Source organism: Novipirellula galeiformis (genome assembly GCF_007860095.1).
GTDB classification, from domain to species: domain Bacteria; phylum Planctomycetota; class Planctomycetia; order Pirellulales; family Pirellulaceae; genus Novipirellula; species Novipirellula galeiformis.
In genome coordinates this window covers 481,756-501,528 of the sequence record NZ_SJPT01000001.1, presented here as the reverse complement: position 1 = coordinate 501,528, position 19,773 = coordinate 481,756, and the positions used below count along the sequence as shown (strand labels likewise).

Sequence of the window (19,773 nt, the reverse complement as noted above, 5' to 3'; positions counted from 1 at the left end):
CATGAGCTCACAACAAAAGTGGAACTTGGTGTCGTACGACGTCCGCGATCCCAAACGCCTTCGCCGGGTTGCGAAACTGCTCGAAGGCTACGGTGAGCGGGTGCAATACAGTCTATTCCGTGTCCGCGCAACCACGGAACGATTGGAAAAATTGCGTTGGGAACTCTCCGAATTGATGGCCATCGAGGACGATCTGCTCGTCATTCCACTATGCGACCGCTGTGCCACGAAAGTAGACGATCACTCACGCGGCGACCGCAGCGATTGGGGTGACCCTCCCCCCAGTTTTGAAATCTTCTAACGATCAAGCATTGGGGTTTGGCGGGCCAGATCTGGGTCGCTAATAGCATCGATCTTTGTTAATCTGGTTGTTTCTATCATTTTTTAATGTCACCTTTCGCATCCCGATCCATGAATGGATTGTAAGTCGTTGGTGTGAGGTCACTTATCCCGTTTCGAGGTAAAGCATTTGCGAATGCGTTGCACTCCTGGTGTCGTCCATACCGACATCCATGAAAATGCAAACAATAAGTTGTTCCTGCACCGTTACTTACGTGAAGTGCCGTGATTGATCCGATAACGCCAACCGGCGTTGAGCACTTGCTCGGTGCGTTTGATTGGATTGCAGCAATGGCGTGATTGATCCGATAACGCCAACCGGCGTTGAGCACTTCCCACCAGATCGATTTACGTTGACGAGCCACCCGGTGATTGATCCGATAACGCCAACCGGCGTTGAGCACAATTGGATCGGCTTCGCTGAGACTCCCGTCAAGCAGTGTGATTGATCCGATAACGCCAACCGGCGTTGAGCACTCGACCAGAGACGTCGAACCGTTTTTGAGCTTCGGGTGATTGATCCGATAACGCCAACCGGCGTTGAGCACTCGATCTCGTTTGTCGTCGCAGAAATTGTTTGACGAAGTGATTGATCCGATAACGCCAACCGGCGTTGAGCACAGTTGCAAACGCTGATTCGTCAACATGCACAGGCCGAGTGATTGATCCGATAACGCCAACCGGCGTTGAGCACTTAGATCCTTTGTTTCTTACGCGGACGGGAAGTCTGTGATTGATCCGATAACGCCAACCGGCGTTGAGCACAGTCACGCGACGCGATCAAGCACCGAATCCAAACAAGGTGATTGATCCGATAACGCCAACCGGCGTTGAGCACTCCAACTCGGCCGCGTAGGAAAACGCCGCCCGCAAGTGATTGATCCGATAACGCCAACCGGCGTTGAGCACCAAAACCGCTCGACTGGTTGCGAAGCCCACGTTTTGTGATTGATCCGATAACGCCAACCGGCGTTGAGCACAACGTCTCGACCGACTTGGCCACCATCACCTGCGGTGATTGATCCGATAACGCCAACCGGCGTTGAGCACTGAAGAACTTTGCTATTTGAGTCATTCGTGGTGGCGAGTGATTGATCCGATAACGCCAACCGGCGTTGAGCACTGATGCCACTGGTCGACTACGCGGCCAGCCTGCCACGTGATTGATCCGATAACGCCAACCGGCGTTGAGCACAGTTTGGTTGCCATTGTGTCTCTCTAGGCCAGGAGTGATTGATCCGATAACGCCAACCGGCGTTGAGCACCAAATGCTACTTTTCCCTGCCGATTGCTTGACCCACGTGATTGATCCGATAACGCCAACCGGCGTTGAGCACCACTCAGCACAAGGAAACGGAAAAGCCCACCTCACAAAGAGTGATTGATCCGATAACGCCAACCGGCGTTGAGCACTCGACTCGTCGTCAACGTCGAACGTCAACGGATCGGTGATTGATCCGATAACGCCAACCGGCGTTGAGCACCTGTAACGACTGCCGAGCGCCAATAAGTTTTCACCGTGATTGATCCGATAACGCCAACCGGCGTTGAGCACTTGCCCGACGCGTCGCGAACGCATCGCGTGAACGGTGATTGATCCGATAACGCCAACCGGCGTTGAGCACTAGACCACTCCCTTCGACTCGTCGATCTCTTCCGCGTGATTGATCCGATAACGCCAACCGGCGTTGAGCACCTTTCGGATACCAAAGACAAGGCGATCCAAACCGGTGTGATTGATCCGATAACGCCAACCGGCGTTGAGCACGCCGATGGTTATGTCGACCCAGTGCTGCCCGAAGGTGATTGATCCGATAACGCCAACCGGCGTTGAGCACTTTTTCGGTTGGTCCTCGTACACGACGGGTACGAGTGATTGATCCGATAACGCCAACCGGCGTTGAGCACATCCCTTGGCCCTTCGGCTTTGATCCATCGACCAGGTGATTGATCCGATAACGCCAACCGGCGTTGAGCACGCCAAGAAGGCTGGGCTCCTGAAACCAAACAGTGTGATTGATCCGATAACGCCAACCGGCGTTGAGCACGATGTTCGCGGCACGTCCTCGCGGATGCCATGTGCGTGATTGATCCGATAACGCCAACCGGCGTTGAGCACAAAATCAACGAACTAGTTTTGACTATCAACAGTTTCGTGATTGATCCGATAACGCCAACCGGCGTTGAGCACAAAAAATCGCATTGATTCTCCGATCGCGGAATAATCCGGTGATTGATCCGATAACGCCAACCGGCGTTGAGCACGAAAAGCAAATCATCTACGGCACGAGCAACGCCGCGTGATTGATCCGATAACGCCAACCGGCGTTGAGCACATTTGCGGTGGGCAAATGTTGAGTGGTCCGCGTCGGTGATTGATCCGATAACGCCAACCGCCGTTGAGCACGTCTTGGCCTCATGCCTCTCCGCCGTGGCCCTCGCGTGATTGATCCGATAACGCCAACCGGCGTTGACCACATTACGGGCAGCATCGTCATCATTGAAGTCAGCGGAGTGATTGATAGGTTGAAATATCGAAGGGCCAAAATATGGGGGACCGATCCCGGCGGTGTGAATGGAATGGCTGCCTATTTCCTCACTCTCCATTTTCTTATCTATTGTGGCACGTGCCGGCGCAAAGGTCCCCCATGCTTGCAAACGGGTCTATATGCTGCTGCCGCCATTGGGTAACCGTGAATAGGCTAGCTCTTCGCCTACCTTTGCCGAAGACAAAAATAGCGAACGGTGCCGCCTAGGGATGACTCGATCAAGTGCATCTCTCCCGCTTCCCTTGTTTATCAGGACATTGCATCGCGTCAGCATTCCCCAAGCTCGCAGGCGATCGAGAGAACACATTGACTGAAAAATCGGAGAGGCCCCTCGAACGATTTTGACAAATGACGCGGGATTCAAACCGTCGCTGCGCTCCCCAGAACGTGGCCCACCGCGAACGCGACGGTAGCGACATCAAAATCAAAATCAAATTCAAATTCAAAATGCTCTAGGAAGCCGATGACTCGCGTGCTTGGCGACGCCGCAGGCTTTGCTGAAGGATCCTTTGCTTTTCCACTTCGGCTGCGGCTCCCCAACAAGCAATCTCCATCCGGCTGCGAAAACAGCCGACACAAAGATCGCTTTGATCGAGCACACACGTTCCGATGCACGGCGATGCAACGCAGCGACCTTCATCTTCGCAGGGATTGTTCATGATGAATTACTCGGGCAATTGATAATCGAGCATCTCCCACGGCGAATCGAAGCCATCGACGTCATCGCTCTCGAACTCTCGCATCACTTCATCAATCCCCGCGACGACACTCATTCGTTGCGGCGACGCTTCGGAAACCGCTACCGAGCCTCGCGTGTCGGCAACCGCGACGAACTCTAGCGGGTCGGCTTGTCGAGCTTCGCCCGCATCAACGGTGACGGGCGACAACAACACGGGGATCGCTTCCGGCTCGGCGGGCGTTTTCGGCTCGGCGGGCGCTTCCGGCTCGGCGGGCGCGTCCAGGTCGGCGGGCGCGTCCAGGTCGGCGGGCGCGTCCAGGTCGGCGGGCGCAGTCACCACGCTTCGATTGAGTCGATTGATCACATTCAGTGCATCCAGAGGTGTCACCTTTCCGTCCCCTGAAACGTCGTAGTACATCCCCACAAAATCGCCGATGGACTCAATCACAGGCAGCCTTGCGTCGATCTGTAGCGGCAACCGGTTGATGATCGCCAGGGCATCCGCAGCGCTCACCGAACCACTGTTGTTCACATCCCAACGATCGCGTGCATTGCGCCACGGCAAATCGCTGACCACCATGATTTCAACATGCTCAAACCGAAGCACTTGAGCAAACGCACCGGAGACAAAGGCAGGAGCGTCGAGCGTCCAATCCGAACTCGCCATGATCTCGGACATGCCAACACGAAGCGTCATCGAGACGTCTTGGCCGTACGCCTGGGCGATCACATTGGCGTCAAGGTTTAGCAGCGTCGGCTCCGTCGTCGTGATGACGATTTCCTCGAACCCGCTAATTTGATTCGCTAGAAAAGCAGCGAGATCCAATTCGTCCCCTGAAAACGTCAACGTGAGGCGATCCCATCCGTCGCCGCCATCGATCATCAGCGGTCCCGGATTGGTTAGCGAAACGTTCGTTAGCGATACCACGTCGTCACCGCCGGCTAAATCGAGGCGGACCGCTTGCTCGCCGAGCGTGGCCGCATCCACCACCAACCGCTGAACACGATCGTCGCCGCCCCATTGCAGCCCGGCTTCCGTTCCGACCATCGAGAACGTGTGATCAAGATCCACATCGCGAATCACGAGCTTGTCATCGTGCAACACCAATTCGATGTTCTCAACCGCATACTCCTCGATCGCCAAATCAATCGAGACTGATTCCGCGTCGGCAAACGCGGGATCTGACTCGTCCGCAACCACGGCCACTTGGATCGTATGTGACTCGTTTTCTTCGACGTTGAAGTCGGCGACGCCGGTCAACGTCACGGTTTGTGGAACGTTCCAATTCTCGGCGTTAAACACAAACCGAGTCGCGTTGACGAGATAATCTCCGGCGTCGGACTCCGAGACGGAGATCACCACGTCGGCCTCCGGCTGAGCCGTCAAGCGAAGGGTAAAGGTATCCGAGGTCCCGGTTTCGCTGACTCGCGTCACCCCATCGCTCTCCATCAACTCGATCGCCGCTAATTCGTTGTCGGTGATTTGGATCGTCGCCACTCCGTCTGCAAAACCGTCCCCTGTCGCGGTCACCACTTCCTCGCGATCGCCGTCCGAACGGACATTGTCAATCAAATCCAAAGCCACCGTCACCGAGCGTTGGTTTGCGTCAATCGTAATCGACTCAGGCAAACGGAGGCTCGAATCCGCAACGCCCACCAAGCTCACCACGATCGCTTCGGAAATATCAAGCGGATTGCGTGAAATCGTCAAATTGACCGCGGCGACTCCATCCGTCTCGCTGACCGATGCCAGCGAAAACTCGATCGCCAAACTTGGCACATCCGCTTCGGTCACTTGAAGGGCGACGGTATCGACGAGCCCGCCTGCGGCGCTCGCGGTCACTTGAACGGTTTGATCTTCGCCGACCAATCCATCGGAGACAACGTCGCCGACAAACGCGACCGAACGACTGCCCGCAGGAATCGTGATGGTCGCAGGCAATACAATGCCGCTGGCGGCATCCACATCGAGGGTGACTTCCAGCGCGGAGTCCAAATCGGCATCGTTTCGCGAGACCACGCCCGTTACTGCATCGGCGCCGTCCCCTTCGCCGATCACCAACCGATCGAGCCACAATCCAAGTTGGGATTCATCATTATCCAACACGTTGACGATCCCCGCGACCGGCGTGTAACCCTCGGCCGTCGGAGCGACGGCAATCACCTGATGCCCACTGGCGATAGAGTCATCGACGACATCAAACGAAAACGGGACCGATGCACTTCCGGCAGGGATGGTCACCGTCGCGGGCAACAACAAACGTCCCGGTTGATCGCTTTGCAGTGTCACGGTGACCGCGTTTGACAAATCGTCGTCGTTGCGATGGACCACCCCTTGGCCGACGAGAGCCGCACTCGGATTCATGCGGATATCATCAACGGCAAAGTAAGCGGGAGTGTTGACTCCGTAGTTACCGACGTCGGACGAGGTCACCGAGAATTCAAGCCGCTCGGCCGCCGCGACATCACTCAGGTCGACACGCGTCCAATCCTGGACGATGTAATCCAACGCATTATCGGCAAAGCGAAAATCAGCAAGGTAGAACTCGACCGATCCGATCGCTTGGTCGGCCGCATCAAACCCCTCGATCGTCAACAACAAGTAATCAGGATCATCGCCTGATTCGCCACCAAACCTTTTCGCAAACGCGTCTCCCTGGGCCATCGATAACGCAGCGTAGGTGGTATTGGTGACCATCAACGAATCGAACAATCCGTCACTGGTTTTGCGGACCGCTGCAGCCGAGTTGCCGGTTACCCCGGTGCCCACCGCATAGGTTGGCGAAGCGTTGGCGCCGTTGCCTGCGAACGCACTAAACTGGTTCCCATAACCTGCGGTGGTTTGGTCGGTACCGTTGGACAATGCCCACCCCGACCACGAACCCCACGTGGGATTGTAATGATTGTCGAAGACGAGATCGCCGGACTGGAATTGTCCCGCGCCATCCTGGCCGCTGTAGTGGCTATCTTCGGTAAGTCGTTGTCCGGCATCCTCGAAATCGGCTTGCGCATTGCCAAGCGACTCGTCGAGTTCACTTGAGCCAAGGGAAACGGTAACCGTGGGTTGATCATTGTCCTGGACCGTGACCGAGGTATTGGCAGAAAGCGAATCGGCCGTTGCCGTAATCGTCACGACCGCGTCACCATCGACGACGATGTCATCAACGATTCGAAGCGGTACATCCACCGATGCTTGCCCCGCGGGAATGGTGACCACGGCGGGCAATCTCAGTTGAAGTGAATCGCTGCTCGAAAGCACCACGTCGAGAGGCTCCGACAAATCCATCTTCTGACGCGTTACCGTAACAAACGGTTTCGCATCAGGGCTCGTCGTTGGCGACTCGGCAATCACGATATCGTCCACCGCGAAATAGGCTGGCGTGTTCATCCCGTAATCACCGACATCCGAGGAACTCAAGGCAAACTCGAGTTTGACCGCACCGACCAATGACGAGACATCGACGGTGGTCCAATCTTCGATGATGTAATCGAGCGAATCATCGCTGAAACGATAATCGGCCAAATAGAACTCGACCGTTCCCACGGACTCGTTTTGATCGTTAACTCCTTCGATCGTCAACAAGAACCAATCGGGATCGGATCCATCGGCGCCGCCAAATTGCTTCGCGTAGTCATCGCCTTGAGCCATCGAGAGTGCGGCGTAAGTTGCATTGGTGATCGATAATTCCTGAAACCCCACGCCATGATCGCTTTCGCGTGTGATGCTCGGTGGATCCGCCGCATAGCCTGACGACACCGCATAGGTGCGCGACCCGTGTGCGCCGCCGCCAGTAATCGCACTGTATTGATTGAAGTAACTGGGGGTCACCACATCGGTCGTGTTCGAAATCGCCCATCCCGACCAAGAGCCAAAGGTGGGGTCGTAGGTGTTGTTCAACCTCAATCCATCGCTGACAAATCCACCACCGCCATCGGCACCGTTGTCAAAAGATTCGTCGGCCAAACGGACTCCGATGTCTTCGAATTGCGTCGTTGGGATCGCATCGGACTCGCTGAACGTGTCTTCATTTGTCACAACGCTGATGAAGGGTTGATCATTGTCGAGCACGTTTGCAGAAAAGGAGAGCGTTTCGAAGCCGGTCGCCGTCGCCGTAAATTGAACGGTCAAGCCACCATGATCGACCTCGTCTTCGATCGCGAGAATCGCGAAGGTTGCGGAGCTGGCTCCAGCTGGGATGGTGACCGTGGGACCGACGGAGGCAATCGCTGGCGAAACGCTGGAAAGCTCGACGGTCAACGCTTGACTCGTATCGACTCCCACTCGCGAAATCGTTGCCGTAGCGGCGGATCCTTCGGCGATCGATTCTGCGTCCAAGACCACATGGAACGTCGGCACGTCATCCTCGAGGATGGTGATTGCCCGCGTCGCTTGCAGCGGATCGGATGTCCCCGTCGCTAACGTCGCTGCGATCAACGCTTGGCGGTCACCGCCGACGAACGAGTCGTTGCTGACACCGATCGGAAAATCGACGAACGATTCTCCCGCGGGAATGGTGACCGAGGGTGGCACGATTAAATCCGCGGTGTCACTCGAGAGCGAGACCGTGACGGCGGACGAAACATCCGCGTGACCACGCGTGACACGTCCGGTAGTCGCCGCCGCCCCGGCGTCCTCGGCGATCTGGTGATCCAACACATCGACCGCGACACTGGGGGTCAACCACGCCAATTCATCCATTGCAAAGTACGTCGGTGTGTTCACTCCGTAACTCCCCACGTCCGAGGACGTGATAGAGAAACGGAGCGAGTTTGCCCCCGACAACGAACTCAAATCAACATCGACCCAAGTGTCGACGATGTAGTCCATTGCCGGATCGTCACTGCGAAAATCGGCCAAATAGAACTCCACCGTTCCGACACTTGCACCTAAATCATCGTTTCCTTCGATGGTCAACAGGAACCAATCGGGATCCGTTCCCGAGTCACCTCCAAACTTCTTCGCAAACGAGTCACCGTTGCGCATCGACAGCGCCGCGTAAGTCGTGTTGGTGATTTGCATCGAGTGCAACGGACCTGCATCGTCCGGCAAGGTGAGGATCGCGGAGGTGTCATCAGCGGAGGACGACGCGAAGGAAACACCGTAAGTTGCCGAACCATTCGCACCACCACCGGTGATGGCACTGAATTGGTTCAAATAACCTTCCGTCGTGGTATTGGTTTGATTGGAATACGCCCACCCCGACCAAGATCCATAGTCGAGCGAATAAGCATTACGGAAGTAGACGTCGTCGCTAGGGAATTCCCCAACCACGACCTGATCACCATAGGGCCCCGTGGTTGGCGTGCCATCGGGAACGTGACCACTCCAACTCGCCTCCGTGGAGAGCGTCTGGCCCACGTCCTCGAATCCCACCGACGCAATCACGTACGGTGCTTGATTGATCACGCCGATCGCATCGAGATCAAAACCGGCGCTGCCGACCGTGGGATAGGGATCGTAAATCGGTTTGCCACTCGAATCTTTCTGTGCACCGTCGCCGACGATATCGACGAGGCGAACGTGGGTCACCGCAGTGACGTCCAAGGCGGGATTGACGCCGGCCAATTCGCTCAAGTCAAACGGCGTCCCAAATCCTTGACGATACTTACCCGCTACCCCGTCAATGTTCGTCGGATCGATGCTGCCAAACGGACCGACGGCAGACGCGGTCAACGAATCGGTGTCAAAACGAACGAAGTCGACGCCATTGGAGGAAACCTCGACATAGGCGAGCTCCAAAAAGTTGTCCGTCACGCTGTTTTCGAAAATCGCAAAATCGGCACCGAGTCCATCACGAATGGGAATCTCAAACTGCAACGTGATCTCGCCGGCACGGCCGAGCGAGACGATGTCGAAGCTGGTTCCCTGGGCTGGGCCTAACGCTTTTTCAGGCGTCTGGAACGTCTCGCTGACATCCGAACCCACGGCATATTGGCTCCAATCGGTCGCCCACGCCACGATCGCCGGATCGTCCATCGCGATCGCGGTACTGCTGGGCTGCCCCGCAGCGGGTGCGTAGGGACCACTTGCCAACAAACGGCGATCTTCCAACCGTTCGGTGGTCAATCGGCGACGGTTGCGGAGTTGATTTTTTCGTTGACGCATATCAGTTATTCAGCTTGTGGGAGTATCGATGTGACGTTAGGAACTGCCAAAAATCACTTCCGTCTTTCACGGAATCGTGCAGGCTCGAGTCTCGAGCGTCACACGTTGTTTCAATTCAGTTTTCAAAATTCGGAGACCACTTCCTTACCGGCCCGCGTGCAAATCGCCGCCAGCACGTTCAAATCCATACTTTCATTCAGAAAGCGAACCGAACCATCCGCAAAGGAAGCATTGACGCCTTGGGGATGAAAACTACGCATGTCGTTTTCAAAACGGGGCGCCTGATTGATCGCAAAGGCTTGATCGAACAAGTTCTTTCCACTGATCCATTGACCATCCGGAAAATCAGCATCCTCGGAAACCATCACCGTCATCGAGGTTCCGTCCAAAATGTCGCGAAAGCGGATTGCTCGGTCGTGAATCATCACTCCCGAGGGTGGATTGTTGGTGGACACAATTCGCTCACCGTAGATGCCTCCATAATCGGTCACCCCACGTCCTTGCCGCCGATTGTCACTCCGAGGTGTCGAAGGGCAGAGGAAGGTAGAGATCACGACCGCCGCGGCGGCGGCATTTTTTGGATCGTCGTAGGCGACCCCAAAATCGATCTGTTCCCATACCGCGGTCTGCTCCATTTGCGGTAACACCGAGGCCGACCAAGCAAACTCTTTTCCCTGTGGCCACAGCGGGCGAGGCTCGATCACCCCCATCGGGAATTGGTTGAACGCCGCATGATAGTTCTGTAACCCCAACCCAATCTGGTGCAACCGGTTATGACACTGCATTCGCCGAGCCGCTTCGCGAGCGGCCTGGACCGCCGGCAGCAACAGAGCGACAAGCACGCCAATGATCGAGATCACGACCAACAATTCCACCAACGTGAAGCCGCGGGATCGCGATCGGCATCGAGCGGATATGCGGGTAGGGCGAATGAAGTGCGTCGAACAGACCGCAGGCCTATCGCACAACTGCGTCACTCGTTTGCAATCGAGAAACCTCATCGACTTGTCGCCAACGATTCAAAGGCTTGGTGCACGTCTCCACGATTTTGCCTGGCTTATCGCCGATGCAACGGAAAGGGGAGAGGTCGCAGCCATGGAAATGGAAACCAATTAATATCCGCCCACTGCAAAAAGCCTTTTGCACAGCGAGACGGCAAATTTGTGACGCTAACCCTATCCAAGAAGGTTTTTCAAGAAACGCTGCGAGCAACGCATTCCAAAGCATCCGGTGACGCGGTAGGTCTTCTGACTTAGGATGCACGCCATCCCCCTCCGCCTTCTCATTCTGCGAGTTGCATCAAGCCGGTTTGGCAAGGAACGCAAACAGCAGAACAATGGCACGAAAGAGTGGGGAGATGACTGTTCGAATATGAATCACACGCGGTGACGCTTTCAGCAAACAACATCCGATACAGCGGCCGGACCGTCTCGGAATCTCACCGAAGTTCCCTGTTTCCGCAAAATCCAAGATCCACAGACTTTGCGGCACCGCTCACCGTTAGCGCACGACTCTATCGGCTTGCCAAATCGTTGTCAAACGCCCCATCCTCAACGTTGCCCCCGCTTACCTTAGCGGGCTTTTGACGGGATCATGAGGGGCATGAAGTTCAACGCCCCCTCTTGATCAGGACTCGCCCCCCCGATGAACCACCGCTGTATGATCGTCATTCCTGCCCGCTTAGCCTCGACGCGGCTACCCGAAAAATTGCTCCGCCGAGCCAAGGGAAAGTCGATCCTCGAGCATACCTGGAACGCCGCCTGCAAGGCCGAAATCGCCGATGCAGTGGTAATCGCCGTCGATGACCAAAAACTTGCCGATGAAGTCGATGCATTTGGTGGCCGTTGGGTGATGACGAGCGTCGATTGCCCGAGCGGTACCGATCGGATTGCCGAAGTCGCGGCTCAATTCCCCGATTTTGACGTGTTCATCAACGTCCAAGGGGACGAGCCCGAGATCGATCCCGAGGCGATCAATCGGGTCGGATCGCTCTTGCTCAATGACAGCAAGGCCGACATCGCCACGATTGGAACCCCCATTCGAGCGGAATCTCTCTTGCAGGACCCCGGCTGTGTCAAAATCGTGATCGCAACGGGGCGGAGCAGGGCAGGGGAGGGTGAATCCGCCCAGCGAGCCGGGTTCGCCCTGGGAGCCACCGCCGCAGATAAACGCAGGGGCGAACGCCACGATCCGGGTAGTCTGGCGGGAAAGGCGATCTATTTCAGCCGCGAACCGGTCCCCCATTTCCGCGGGGGCATCACCGCAGAAACGCTGGCGATGGAGCCCCCCCTGTATTGGCACCATGTCGGATTATATGCCTATCGACGAGAATTTCTTGACTGGTTTTCCACCCAACCCCCGAGTCCGCTGGAGCAATCCGAGCGGCTCGAACAACTGCGGGCGATCGAAGCGGGGAAGCGAATCGTGGTCGCCCGGGTCGAAACGGCCGCATCGGGCATCGACACCGAAGCCGATTTCCAAGCATTTGCCCAACGGATCCAATAGCCCGCTTCGTCAATTGTGACGACTTCCGTCTTGGGCTCATTTCGCTATGATTTCGTTCCATGACGAAACATATCTTTGTAACCGGTGGTGTTGTTAGTTCGCTTGGCAAAGGGCTAACGAGCGCCTCGATGGGAATGCTGCTCGAGCAGCGTGGTTTGCGGGTCCGCATGCAAAAGCTGGATCCCTACATCAACGTCGACCCAGGGACGATGAGTCCCTACCAACACGGCGAGGTCTACGTTCTCGATGACGGCAGCGAAACCGACCTCGATTTGGGGCACTATGAACGGTTCACCTCCGGCCGGCTGTCGCGAGACTGTAACTACACAACCGGCCAAATCTACTTGTCGGTGATAGAAAAGGAACGGAAAGGCCAATTCCTGGGCAAAACGGTCCAGGTCATTCCCCACATCACGAACGAGATCAAGTCCGTGATCAAGCGCATGGGGGGGGATGATGTCGACGTGGTCATCACCGAGATCGGCGGCACCGTAGGCGACATCGAAAGTTTGCCGTTCCTCGAAGCGATCCGCCAATTTTCGCTCGATGTAGGGCGGGAAAATTGCCTGTACATGCACCTAACGTTGGTGCCCTACTTGAAGGCCGCTGACGAGCTGAAAACAAAGCCGACTCAGCACTCCGTGGGTCAACTGCGTGAAATTGGCATCCAACCCGACGTTCTGGTTTGTCGCTGCGAACACTCGATCAGCCGCGATGACCGCGAAAAGATTGCCTTGTTCTGCAACGTTCCGGTCGAGGCCGTGATCGAAGAAAAGGACAAGGATTTCTCGATCTACGAAGTCCCCCTGTCGCTCGTCGACAACAAACTCGACGAGCTGGTGGTCAAAAAGCTGGGGCTGCCCGCCTCGAATCTCGACATCACCCCGTGGACCGATCTACTGCATCGTCTGCGAAATCCGCGACACGAAGTTTCGATCGCCGTGGTAGGCAAGTACGCCGAACACAAAGATGCCTATAAATCGATCTACGAAGCGATCGACCACGCCGGCATCCAACACCAGACTCAAATTCGCGTGGGACGTATCCAAAGCGCGGACATTGAGCGTGAAGGCGCCGAACGCTTGCTAAGCGGATACCACGGCATCTTGGTCCCAGGTGGATTCGGCGAGCGGGGAGTCGAGGGCAAAGTCCAAGCGATTCGCTTCGCTCGCGAACGCGGCATCCCGTTCTTTGGCATCTGCCTCGGCATGCAGTGTGCCGTCATTGAGTATGGTCGCAATGTGCTCGAGCTCGAGGCAGCCCACTCAAGCGAATTCGACAAAGACACTCCGCACCCGGTCATCTGCTTGCTCGACGAGCAACAAAACGTCACTCAAATGGGCGGCACGATGCGATTGGGCAGCCAACCGACCAAACTTGACCCCACCAGCATCGCGGGCAAAGCCTACCAAAGCGACCATGTCGATGAACGCCATCGCCATCGCTATGAGTTCAACAACCATTACCGCCAGCAATTCGAAGCCCAAGGGATGCGTTTTGCCGGCACGAGTCCCGATGGCGGGCTGGTCGAAACCATCGAACTGCCCAATCACCCTTGGTTCTTGGCGGTCCAATACCACCCTGAATTCAAGAGCAAACCGTTGAAGGCACACCCGTTGTTCGCCGGATTTGTCGAAGCCGCGGTCGAGCGACGCCTTCGTCGCGAGGACAAAGAGTAGTCAACCTCCGGTGGGCGAGCGAAATTCAACAGGGCGATTTTTTTTCATCGCACATTTCACGCTGAATCCGCGTAAAATTCCTGCTGGACGCTCACGCGGTGCCGATCCAAGCAAGGCGATGCTGTCGCATTCGCCTGCTTCGCTGGAGGTACTGATCGCGAAGAGCCCAACTCCCTTGAATCAACGCCCCATTACGTCATCGATTTCAAAGGCAATTTCATGAGTGATTCCAACCCAACCAACGGCGACTCCAGCTCCGACGAGCCAAAAATCGTCGTCGACAGCGACTGGAAAGAACAGGTCGCCAAAGAAAAAGAAGCGGCGAGCGCCAACGCCGCTGCCGATAAAGCTTCGGACAAGGCAGCGGCCGAAAGCGAACCGGTCGAGCAAGCTGTAACGGCGGAGACGCCAGCTCCCTCGAGCGACGAAAACGCATCGCTACAACAGCCGCCTCCCGCCTCGTTCGAGGTGCTGATCTCGATGCTGTTCACTCAAGCGATGGCAACGCTTGGACAGATCCCCGATCCCTCCAGCGGCGAAGCTAAAGTCAACAAACCCTTTGCAAAGCACTACATCGACACGATCGAGATGCTTGGCGGAAAGACCAAGGGCAACCTCAGCGAAGAGGAATCTAAAATGCTCTCCGAGGCGCTGCACGCCCTACGAATGATGTACGTCAACACCAAGTAGTGCCCTTAGCCGTGGACTGAGAACAGCGCTAAGCACCTCCGCACAACTCATCGGGTAACGTAGCCTAGGCTACGTTTTGCAGCTTCGCCGCTTTGAGGAGTTATGCGGAAAGACTTCTGCCGAGGTGCTCTAGGCTACTAAAGTAAACTCGGGCAAACCTGAATGCTGCTCAACGAGCGGAATGGGCTCGCCCGAGCCTTCTCGCCCCGCCATGAAGGATACCCCGCGGCTAACGCAGCGGACGGCTTTCCCCATCTTAAAACGGTGGGGAATGAATACCTTCACCGGCGCGATGACGGGACTTTTGCTTCCGGCGATACAAGCGGCATCCTACTTTAGGTAGATGTAATCGAGCCCGAACATAAATCGCTTGGTGGCGGCGGGATGAGCTCCCGTCACCTCCACCTCGATCACGTTGACTCCTTGCTTGAGTTCGTGTGTCCCGAGCGATACCGGGCCCGTTGCGATTACGCCCCCCTTGTTAAACAAGTCGATCGGCGCCAAAACTTTCACGCCGTTAATCGAATACTCGAACGTGCCGTAATCGTGAGCTTTGGTCATTGCCACAAACACTTCGCGGGTGCCCGGTGTTGCGACCGAGATCGAAAGAGACAACTTGTCCCCAGGCTTGGCATCGGTCCACCATAAATGAGCATCCCCGCTCCACTGACCGTCGGGAAAGTTCCGCATGTTTTGCGGCCGCACCTGCCCGCGGGTCGCTGAGAACGAGGAGACCGACTCCGCTTCAATGGCCCCCGAAACCGAGTTCGTTTCGGGATGGATCCGCGGCACCTCGCCCGGCAACGGCACCTGTATTGGACTTGCCAAATAGGCAATCAAATCCCGCACTTGGTCGGGCGTCATGGAGTCCAATTGGCCCTCGGGCATCATTGACGTGGCGACCAAGCTTCGCACGCCGATCGCTTGCTTGTCGATCACCACTTTTTCGTTGACGGTTTGAATGACCAAAGCCGTTTGCGTTTCCTCTTTTAACAATCCGATCAAAACACGACCATCGTCGGTTAACACCTGAGTCGGTTGATAGTCACGTCCGATCAACGCATTGGGATCGATGATGTTTTGCAACGAGTACTCAATGTCTCCTCGATTCGATCCCGTGATATCGGGACCGATATCACCGCCGCTACCAAACAATCGATGGCATTTGCCACAGGTCCCATCGTACAGAGCGCGTCCGTGAGCAAGATCCGCTTTGGCGAGCACGTCGGCGGTGAATTGGGCTTTGAGCGAAGCGATTCGCTCTTGCTTTTCTGCAGAGGTCGTTCGCACGCTGCCCCAAACCTCGTTCACCCGCTGGGTCAACGCCGGGTCGCCGAGCGATTGAATCTGACGAATCGTGAACGCAGACAGGTCGCGACGCGGAAGCTTGTTGCCGGAGACCGCGGCCAGCAATTTTTTGGCAAAGGGTGCCCGCGACGCGAGCGTCGCCAGCGCATCGGATTTTTCGCCAGCAGAGAATTGATCGTAGTGACGAATCAGCGTGTCGGCGCCCGCCGGGTCGCTGAAGTTTGCTAACGCCTGAATCGCATCACGCCGCAGCACCTCATCGGTTAGCAATTCAATCAAAACAGGAAAAAGCTGCTTGTCTTTTCCGCCCACCAGCGCCGTAAGCGCCCCCCGCCGCAATGTCGCATCGACTCGATCATCGGCGACGAGCTCACGCAATTTTGGAAAGATCGAAGCGTCGCCGAATTTGACCGTAATCAGCTGAGCGTTGGCGCGGACCAGGGGATCGTCACTGGCCGCCAATTTTTCGTAGACCGCGATCCATTGCGGCGGCATTTTCAAACGAGTTTGATTGGCGATCGCGGCGACAATCTCGGCCAGCATGACCTTCTGCGACTCGGCGTCATCGACGCTGCCCAGCGTAACGAGCAGGTGATCAATCGACTCGGGGTCTGCCGCGGCGCGGCGATAAATGTATTGTCGCACTCGCGGTAGACGAGATTCTTGGGCAAGCGTCAGCGCTCGCGGAGTGTCAACAACGACTAACGGCTGAGCCGCGTACCAAATCAGCAACGGCAAGTTGGCATCGTCCGCATCGCTGCTATGGCGAACCAAGCGAGCAAGGATTTCCCAGCGGTCTCGGAGCGGCATCCGCTGCAATCCACTTGCCAACGCGAGTCGCACGTGGGGAGAAGTCTCGGTCGCCGCCATCTCGATGAACTTCGGCAGCAACGAGGTCGCCCGCTCCTCTGGAGTCGAATCTTCCATCTCAAGCTGAATCGCCCACGCCCGCAAGTACTCGGACTTGTGGCCGTGATCCTCGAGCAACCGTTCGCGATGCGAAGTCGTCAATAAACCACAAGCGTGCATCGTCCAAATCGCCCGCAACCGAACCGACACTCGATGAGAGCCAAAGGCCAATTGTTCAAGCTGAGCCGCGATCGCCTGTTTTTCGTTCGAAGCAAGTGGCGTTTGCGAATCCGAACTCAAACAACGCGACTGCAAAATGCGTCTGGCCGTTCGTGGATACCACTCGTTTTCATGTTCGTGGTACGCCACCAGACGCTCATTGCTCTCGCTCGACAAATCAACGGCCTTGGACTCGGTGCTGCCAAAGCGGATCCGAAAGACACGTCCATTCGTGCGATCCCAAACTTCACGATCGGTGCGATGGCAAGCATTTTTGTCATACCAATCGATCAGATAGACACTGCCGTCGGGGCCGTACTTCATATTGATGGCACGAAACCAGCGGTCGTTTGCAAACAGAAAATCGTCCCCATGCGATGCGACATACCCACTTCCTCTACGCCGAAACAAGTCGTTGTTGATCCGGTTGCCGTGGATATTTGCCATGAACATGGAACCGTGATACTGCGTGGGCCAATTGTCGCCCAAATAAATCATCCCTCCACAATGCGCATGGCCTCCGCCGGCAGCGTTTGTATCCTGGTGAGCAGCGGCCTCGTTACGGCCTTTCCACCAAGCATGGTCGCCAAGGTTGCCAACGTAGTGAGCGTGATCGGCGATCGTTTTAAGGTCGTCGTAAACATAGGGATCAAAATGCTGTCCCGCTTGGCGTTGGTACCGACCGCCTTGGATGATGTGATACATATGGGGAATCACGCACGCGGTGATGAACGATTGGCCGTATTGGTTGAAATCGAGCCCCCACGGATTGCTGGTTCCATGAGCAAAGACTTCAAAGCGGTGCTTGATCGGATGGTAACGCCACACGCCCGCATTGATTGGCGTGCGGTCTTCGTCGGCAGTTCCCGGCGGCCCAACGTTGGAATGCGTGAACACCCCGTGGCAACCATACAACCATCCATCGGGCCCCCAGATAAAGGAGTTGAGCGTTTCGTGAGTGTCCTGGAAACCGAATCCATCCAACAAGATTTCGGGTTCGCCATCGGGGACATCATCCCCATCCCGGTCGGGGATAAACATCAAGTACGGCGCCGCACCAATCCAAACCCCTCCGAACCCGACCTCCATCCCACTCACCAAGTTGAGTCCTTCGATGAACACCTTGCGTGAATCGAACACGCCATCATGATTCTGATCTTCGAGAATGATGATTTTGTCTTGCCCTTGGCCTTGCGGTGCACGCGTGGGATAGGTGTGAGCTTCGGCGATCCACAATCGGCCCCGATCATCCAAGGACATCGCAATCGGCTGATGAACCATCGGCTCGCCGGCGGCCAATTGAACTCGAAAGCCTTCGGGGACCGTGATCGCATCGGCAGCCTGCTGAGGAGAGAGTCCTTCGTTCTCAGGCAACCCACCGGTGCTAGGGCGAGCGCCGACATCACGCGACCGCGGCACATGCTTGGACGCATCCGGTTTCTCCGCGGCCAATCGATGTTGCAAATGAACGAACGTCCCTTTCTTGTTACCAACAAAGACATCGACGTTTCCATCACCATCGAGGTCCGCGAAATTGACCTCCGTTCCCACGCCCGAATCATCGTCGATCAAATGAGGAATCCAACGCACCTTGGATGCGGAGGTTTCATTGGCATCCTCTTGAGTGCGTGACAATTCGAACCAATAGACGACTGCCGGATCGGCGGCGTTCACGTCCCCGCGCGGCCCATGCGCCCAATAACGCTTGCCCGTCAAAATGTCATCCAAGCCGTCGCCGTTCATATCCACCCGTTCGATGGCGTGGACTTGCGAGAAACAGACACCGTAAGCATTTTCGGCTGGCGTTTGTCCCATAATCGTGTGAGGCTTGAATGCAATCGCACCATCGATCTTTGTTTGTTCGTACCACCGCAAGCCAAATCCATGCGCGTTGAGCGATGTGATGACGTCGTTATCGCCATCGCCATCGACATCCCACGCAAACATCTGTGCTCCGCCGGTGCCAGGGGAAAACGGATAGAGATGCTGCTTCCAAATCGGGTCTCCCACCCATGATTCGGGTTGTTGCCACCATCCATTTTTTTCGATCAGGTCCATCCGACCGTCCCCGTCAATGTCGCCCACCCCAAGGCCATGAGTGAACTTGCCGCCGGTGCTCTGGGTGGAAATACGACGAAACGCCCAGGGTGCTTCAGGAGCATTTGGATTGACTTCGGCGAACCCGAAATAGCCTTCTTGGCTGCAAACGATGTCTCGTTTGCCATCGCCGTTGATATCGACATACGTGGGCGATTCATTATCGACCTGGTCGAGCACTTGATGTCGTGGCCAGAAACGATCAGCGGTTTTGGGGTTCTCAAACCACGAGGCATCGTTGCCGGGGAAGCCGAACACTAAAATGTCATCCCAACCGTCTTGATTGAAGTCGTCGGTATACGAGAAGAAGTGGTTGGAATAGCCGTGCGGATCGAAGACGTCTTGGGCGTAAAAGCGATGCTCGGTTTTGAAGTCGGGGCCTGCGTACCAAAACGGTCCCGACGCCACATCGGTCACGCCATCGCGATTAAAGTCACCCGCGGTCGCCCCCTCACTGAAGAAATCACTCGAAAGCCGCTGAGTCTTCCAGCGGATCACGGTGTCTTCACTGACCATCGGCGACTTGGCCATCGGCGACTTGGCGGCGGGCGTCCCGGTGGCGGGCGTCTCAGCGGCTGGTATTTCGGCGGCTGACATCACTGCGGCTGACATCACTGCGGCTGACATCACTGCGACCAACACTTGATAGCGTATCGCTAACATTCCCACCCTCTCTCTAAACCGGTAACGAATCGCGAAGACTTCTCCCCTCACGGCTGCCGCCGAGTATAGCTAGGATCCCCCCCGTGCGTG

General features: G+C 56.3%; 8 protein-coding genes, 1 CRISPR repeat array and 1 riboswitch. Of the genes, 4 read left to right on the top strand and 4 right to left on the bottom strand.

Features of this window, described 5'->3' with window-relative positions:
* Position 1: 1 nt before the first annotated feature.
* Complete coding sequence (gene cas2 / locus Pla52o_RS01715; protein ID WP_146592853.1) at positions 2-301, top strand: CRISPR-associated endonuclease Cas2; 300 nt, start codon at positions 2-4, stop codon at positions 299-301.
* 263 nt (positions 302-564) lie between these two features.
* Positions 565-2,817: direct repeats of the CRISPR family, unit length 36 nt; unit sequence GTGATTGATCCGATAACGCCAACCGGCGTTGAGCAC.
* Between the two features lie 523 nt (positions 2,818-3,340).
* Here cas2 and Pla52o_RS01710 read toward each other — a convergent pair.
* The 3 genes from Pla52o_RS01710 to Pla52o_RS01700 all read right to left on the bottom strand — a co-directional run bounded on the left by Pla52o_RS01710 (position 3,341) and on the right by Pla52o_RS01700 (position 10,674).
* The gene (locus Pla52o_RS01710) at positions 3,341-3,547 is read right to left on the bottom strand and encodes a DUF1289 domain-containing protein (RefSeq protein WP_146592852.1); all 207 of its coding nucleotides are present in this window, start codon (positions 3,545-3,547) and stop codon (positions 3,341-3,343) included.
* Positions 3,548-3,553: 6 nt separating this feature from the next.
* Positions 3,554-9,673: a DUF4465 domain-containing protein gene (locus Pla52o_RS01705; RefSeq protein WP_146592851.1), complete on the bottom strand. Its 6,120-nt coding sequence runs from the start codon at positions 9,671-9,673 to the stop codon at positions 3,554-3,556.
* A 122-nt stretch (positions 9,674-9,795) separates the two neighbouring features.
* The gene (locus Pla52o_RS01700; protein WP_146592850.1) at positions 9,796-10,674 is read right to left on the bottom strand and encodes a DUF1559 domain-containing protein; all 879 of its coding nucleotides are present in this window, start codon (positions 10,672-10,674) and stop codon (positions 9,796-9,798) included.
* Positions 10,675-10,893: 219 nt separating this feature from the next.
* A riboswitch (cobalamin riboswitch) is annotated at positions 10,894-11,182 on the bottom strand.
* Positions 11,183-11,317: 135 nt separating this feature from the next.
* On the opposite strand from Pla52o_RS01700, the gene Pla52o_RS01695 reads away from it, so the two are divergent.
* From Pla52o_RS01695 to Pla52o_RS01685, 3 genes are all read left to right on the top strand, one after another.
* Entirely contained in the window at positions 11,318-12,178 is an 861-nt protein-coding gene (locus Pla52o_RS01695; protein ID WP_390620827.1) for a 3-deoxy-manno-octulosonate cytidylyltransferase, read from the top strand.
* 59 nt (positions 12,179-12,237) lie between these two features.
* Complete coding sequence (locus Pla52o_RS01690; protein WP_146592849.1) at positions 12,238-13,857, top strand: CTP synthase; 1,620 nt, start codon at positions 12,238-12,240, stop codon at positions 13,855-13,857.
* 219 nt (positions 13,858-14,076) lie between these two features.
* Positions 14,077-14,547 carry a DUF1844 domain-containing protein gene (locus Pla52o_RS01685; protein ID WP_146592848.1) on the top strand — a complete coding sequence of 157 codons (471 nt, stop codon included), beginning with the start codon at positions 14,077-14,079 and terminating at the stop codon, positions 14,545-14,547.
* Between the two features lie 330 nt (positions 14,548-14,877).
* Here Pla52o_RS01685 and Pla52o_RS01680 read toward each other — a convergent pair whose 3' ends face one another.
* Positions 14,878-19,683 (bottom strand): PVC-type heme-binding CxxCH protein, encoded by a 4,806-nt coding sequence (locus tag Pla52o_RS01680; RefSeq protein ID WP_146592847.1) that lies wholly within the window; start codon positions 19,681-19,683, stop codon positions 14,878-14,880.
* Positions 19,684-19,773 lie beyond the last annotated feature (90 nt).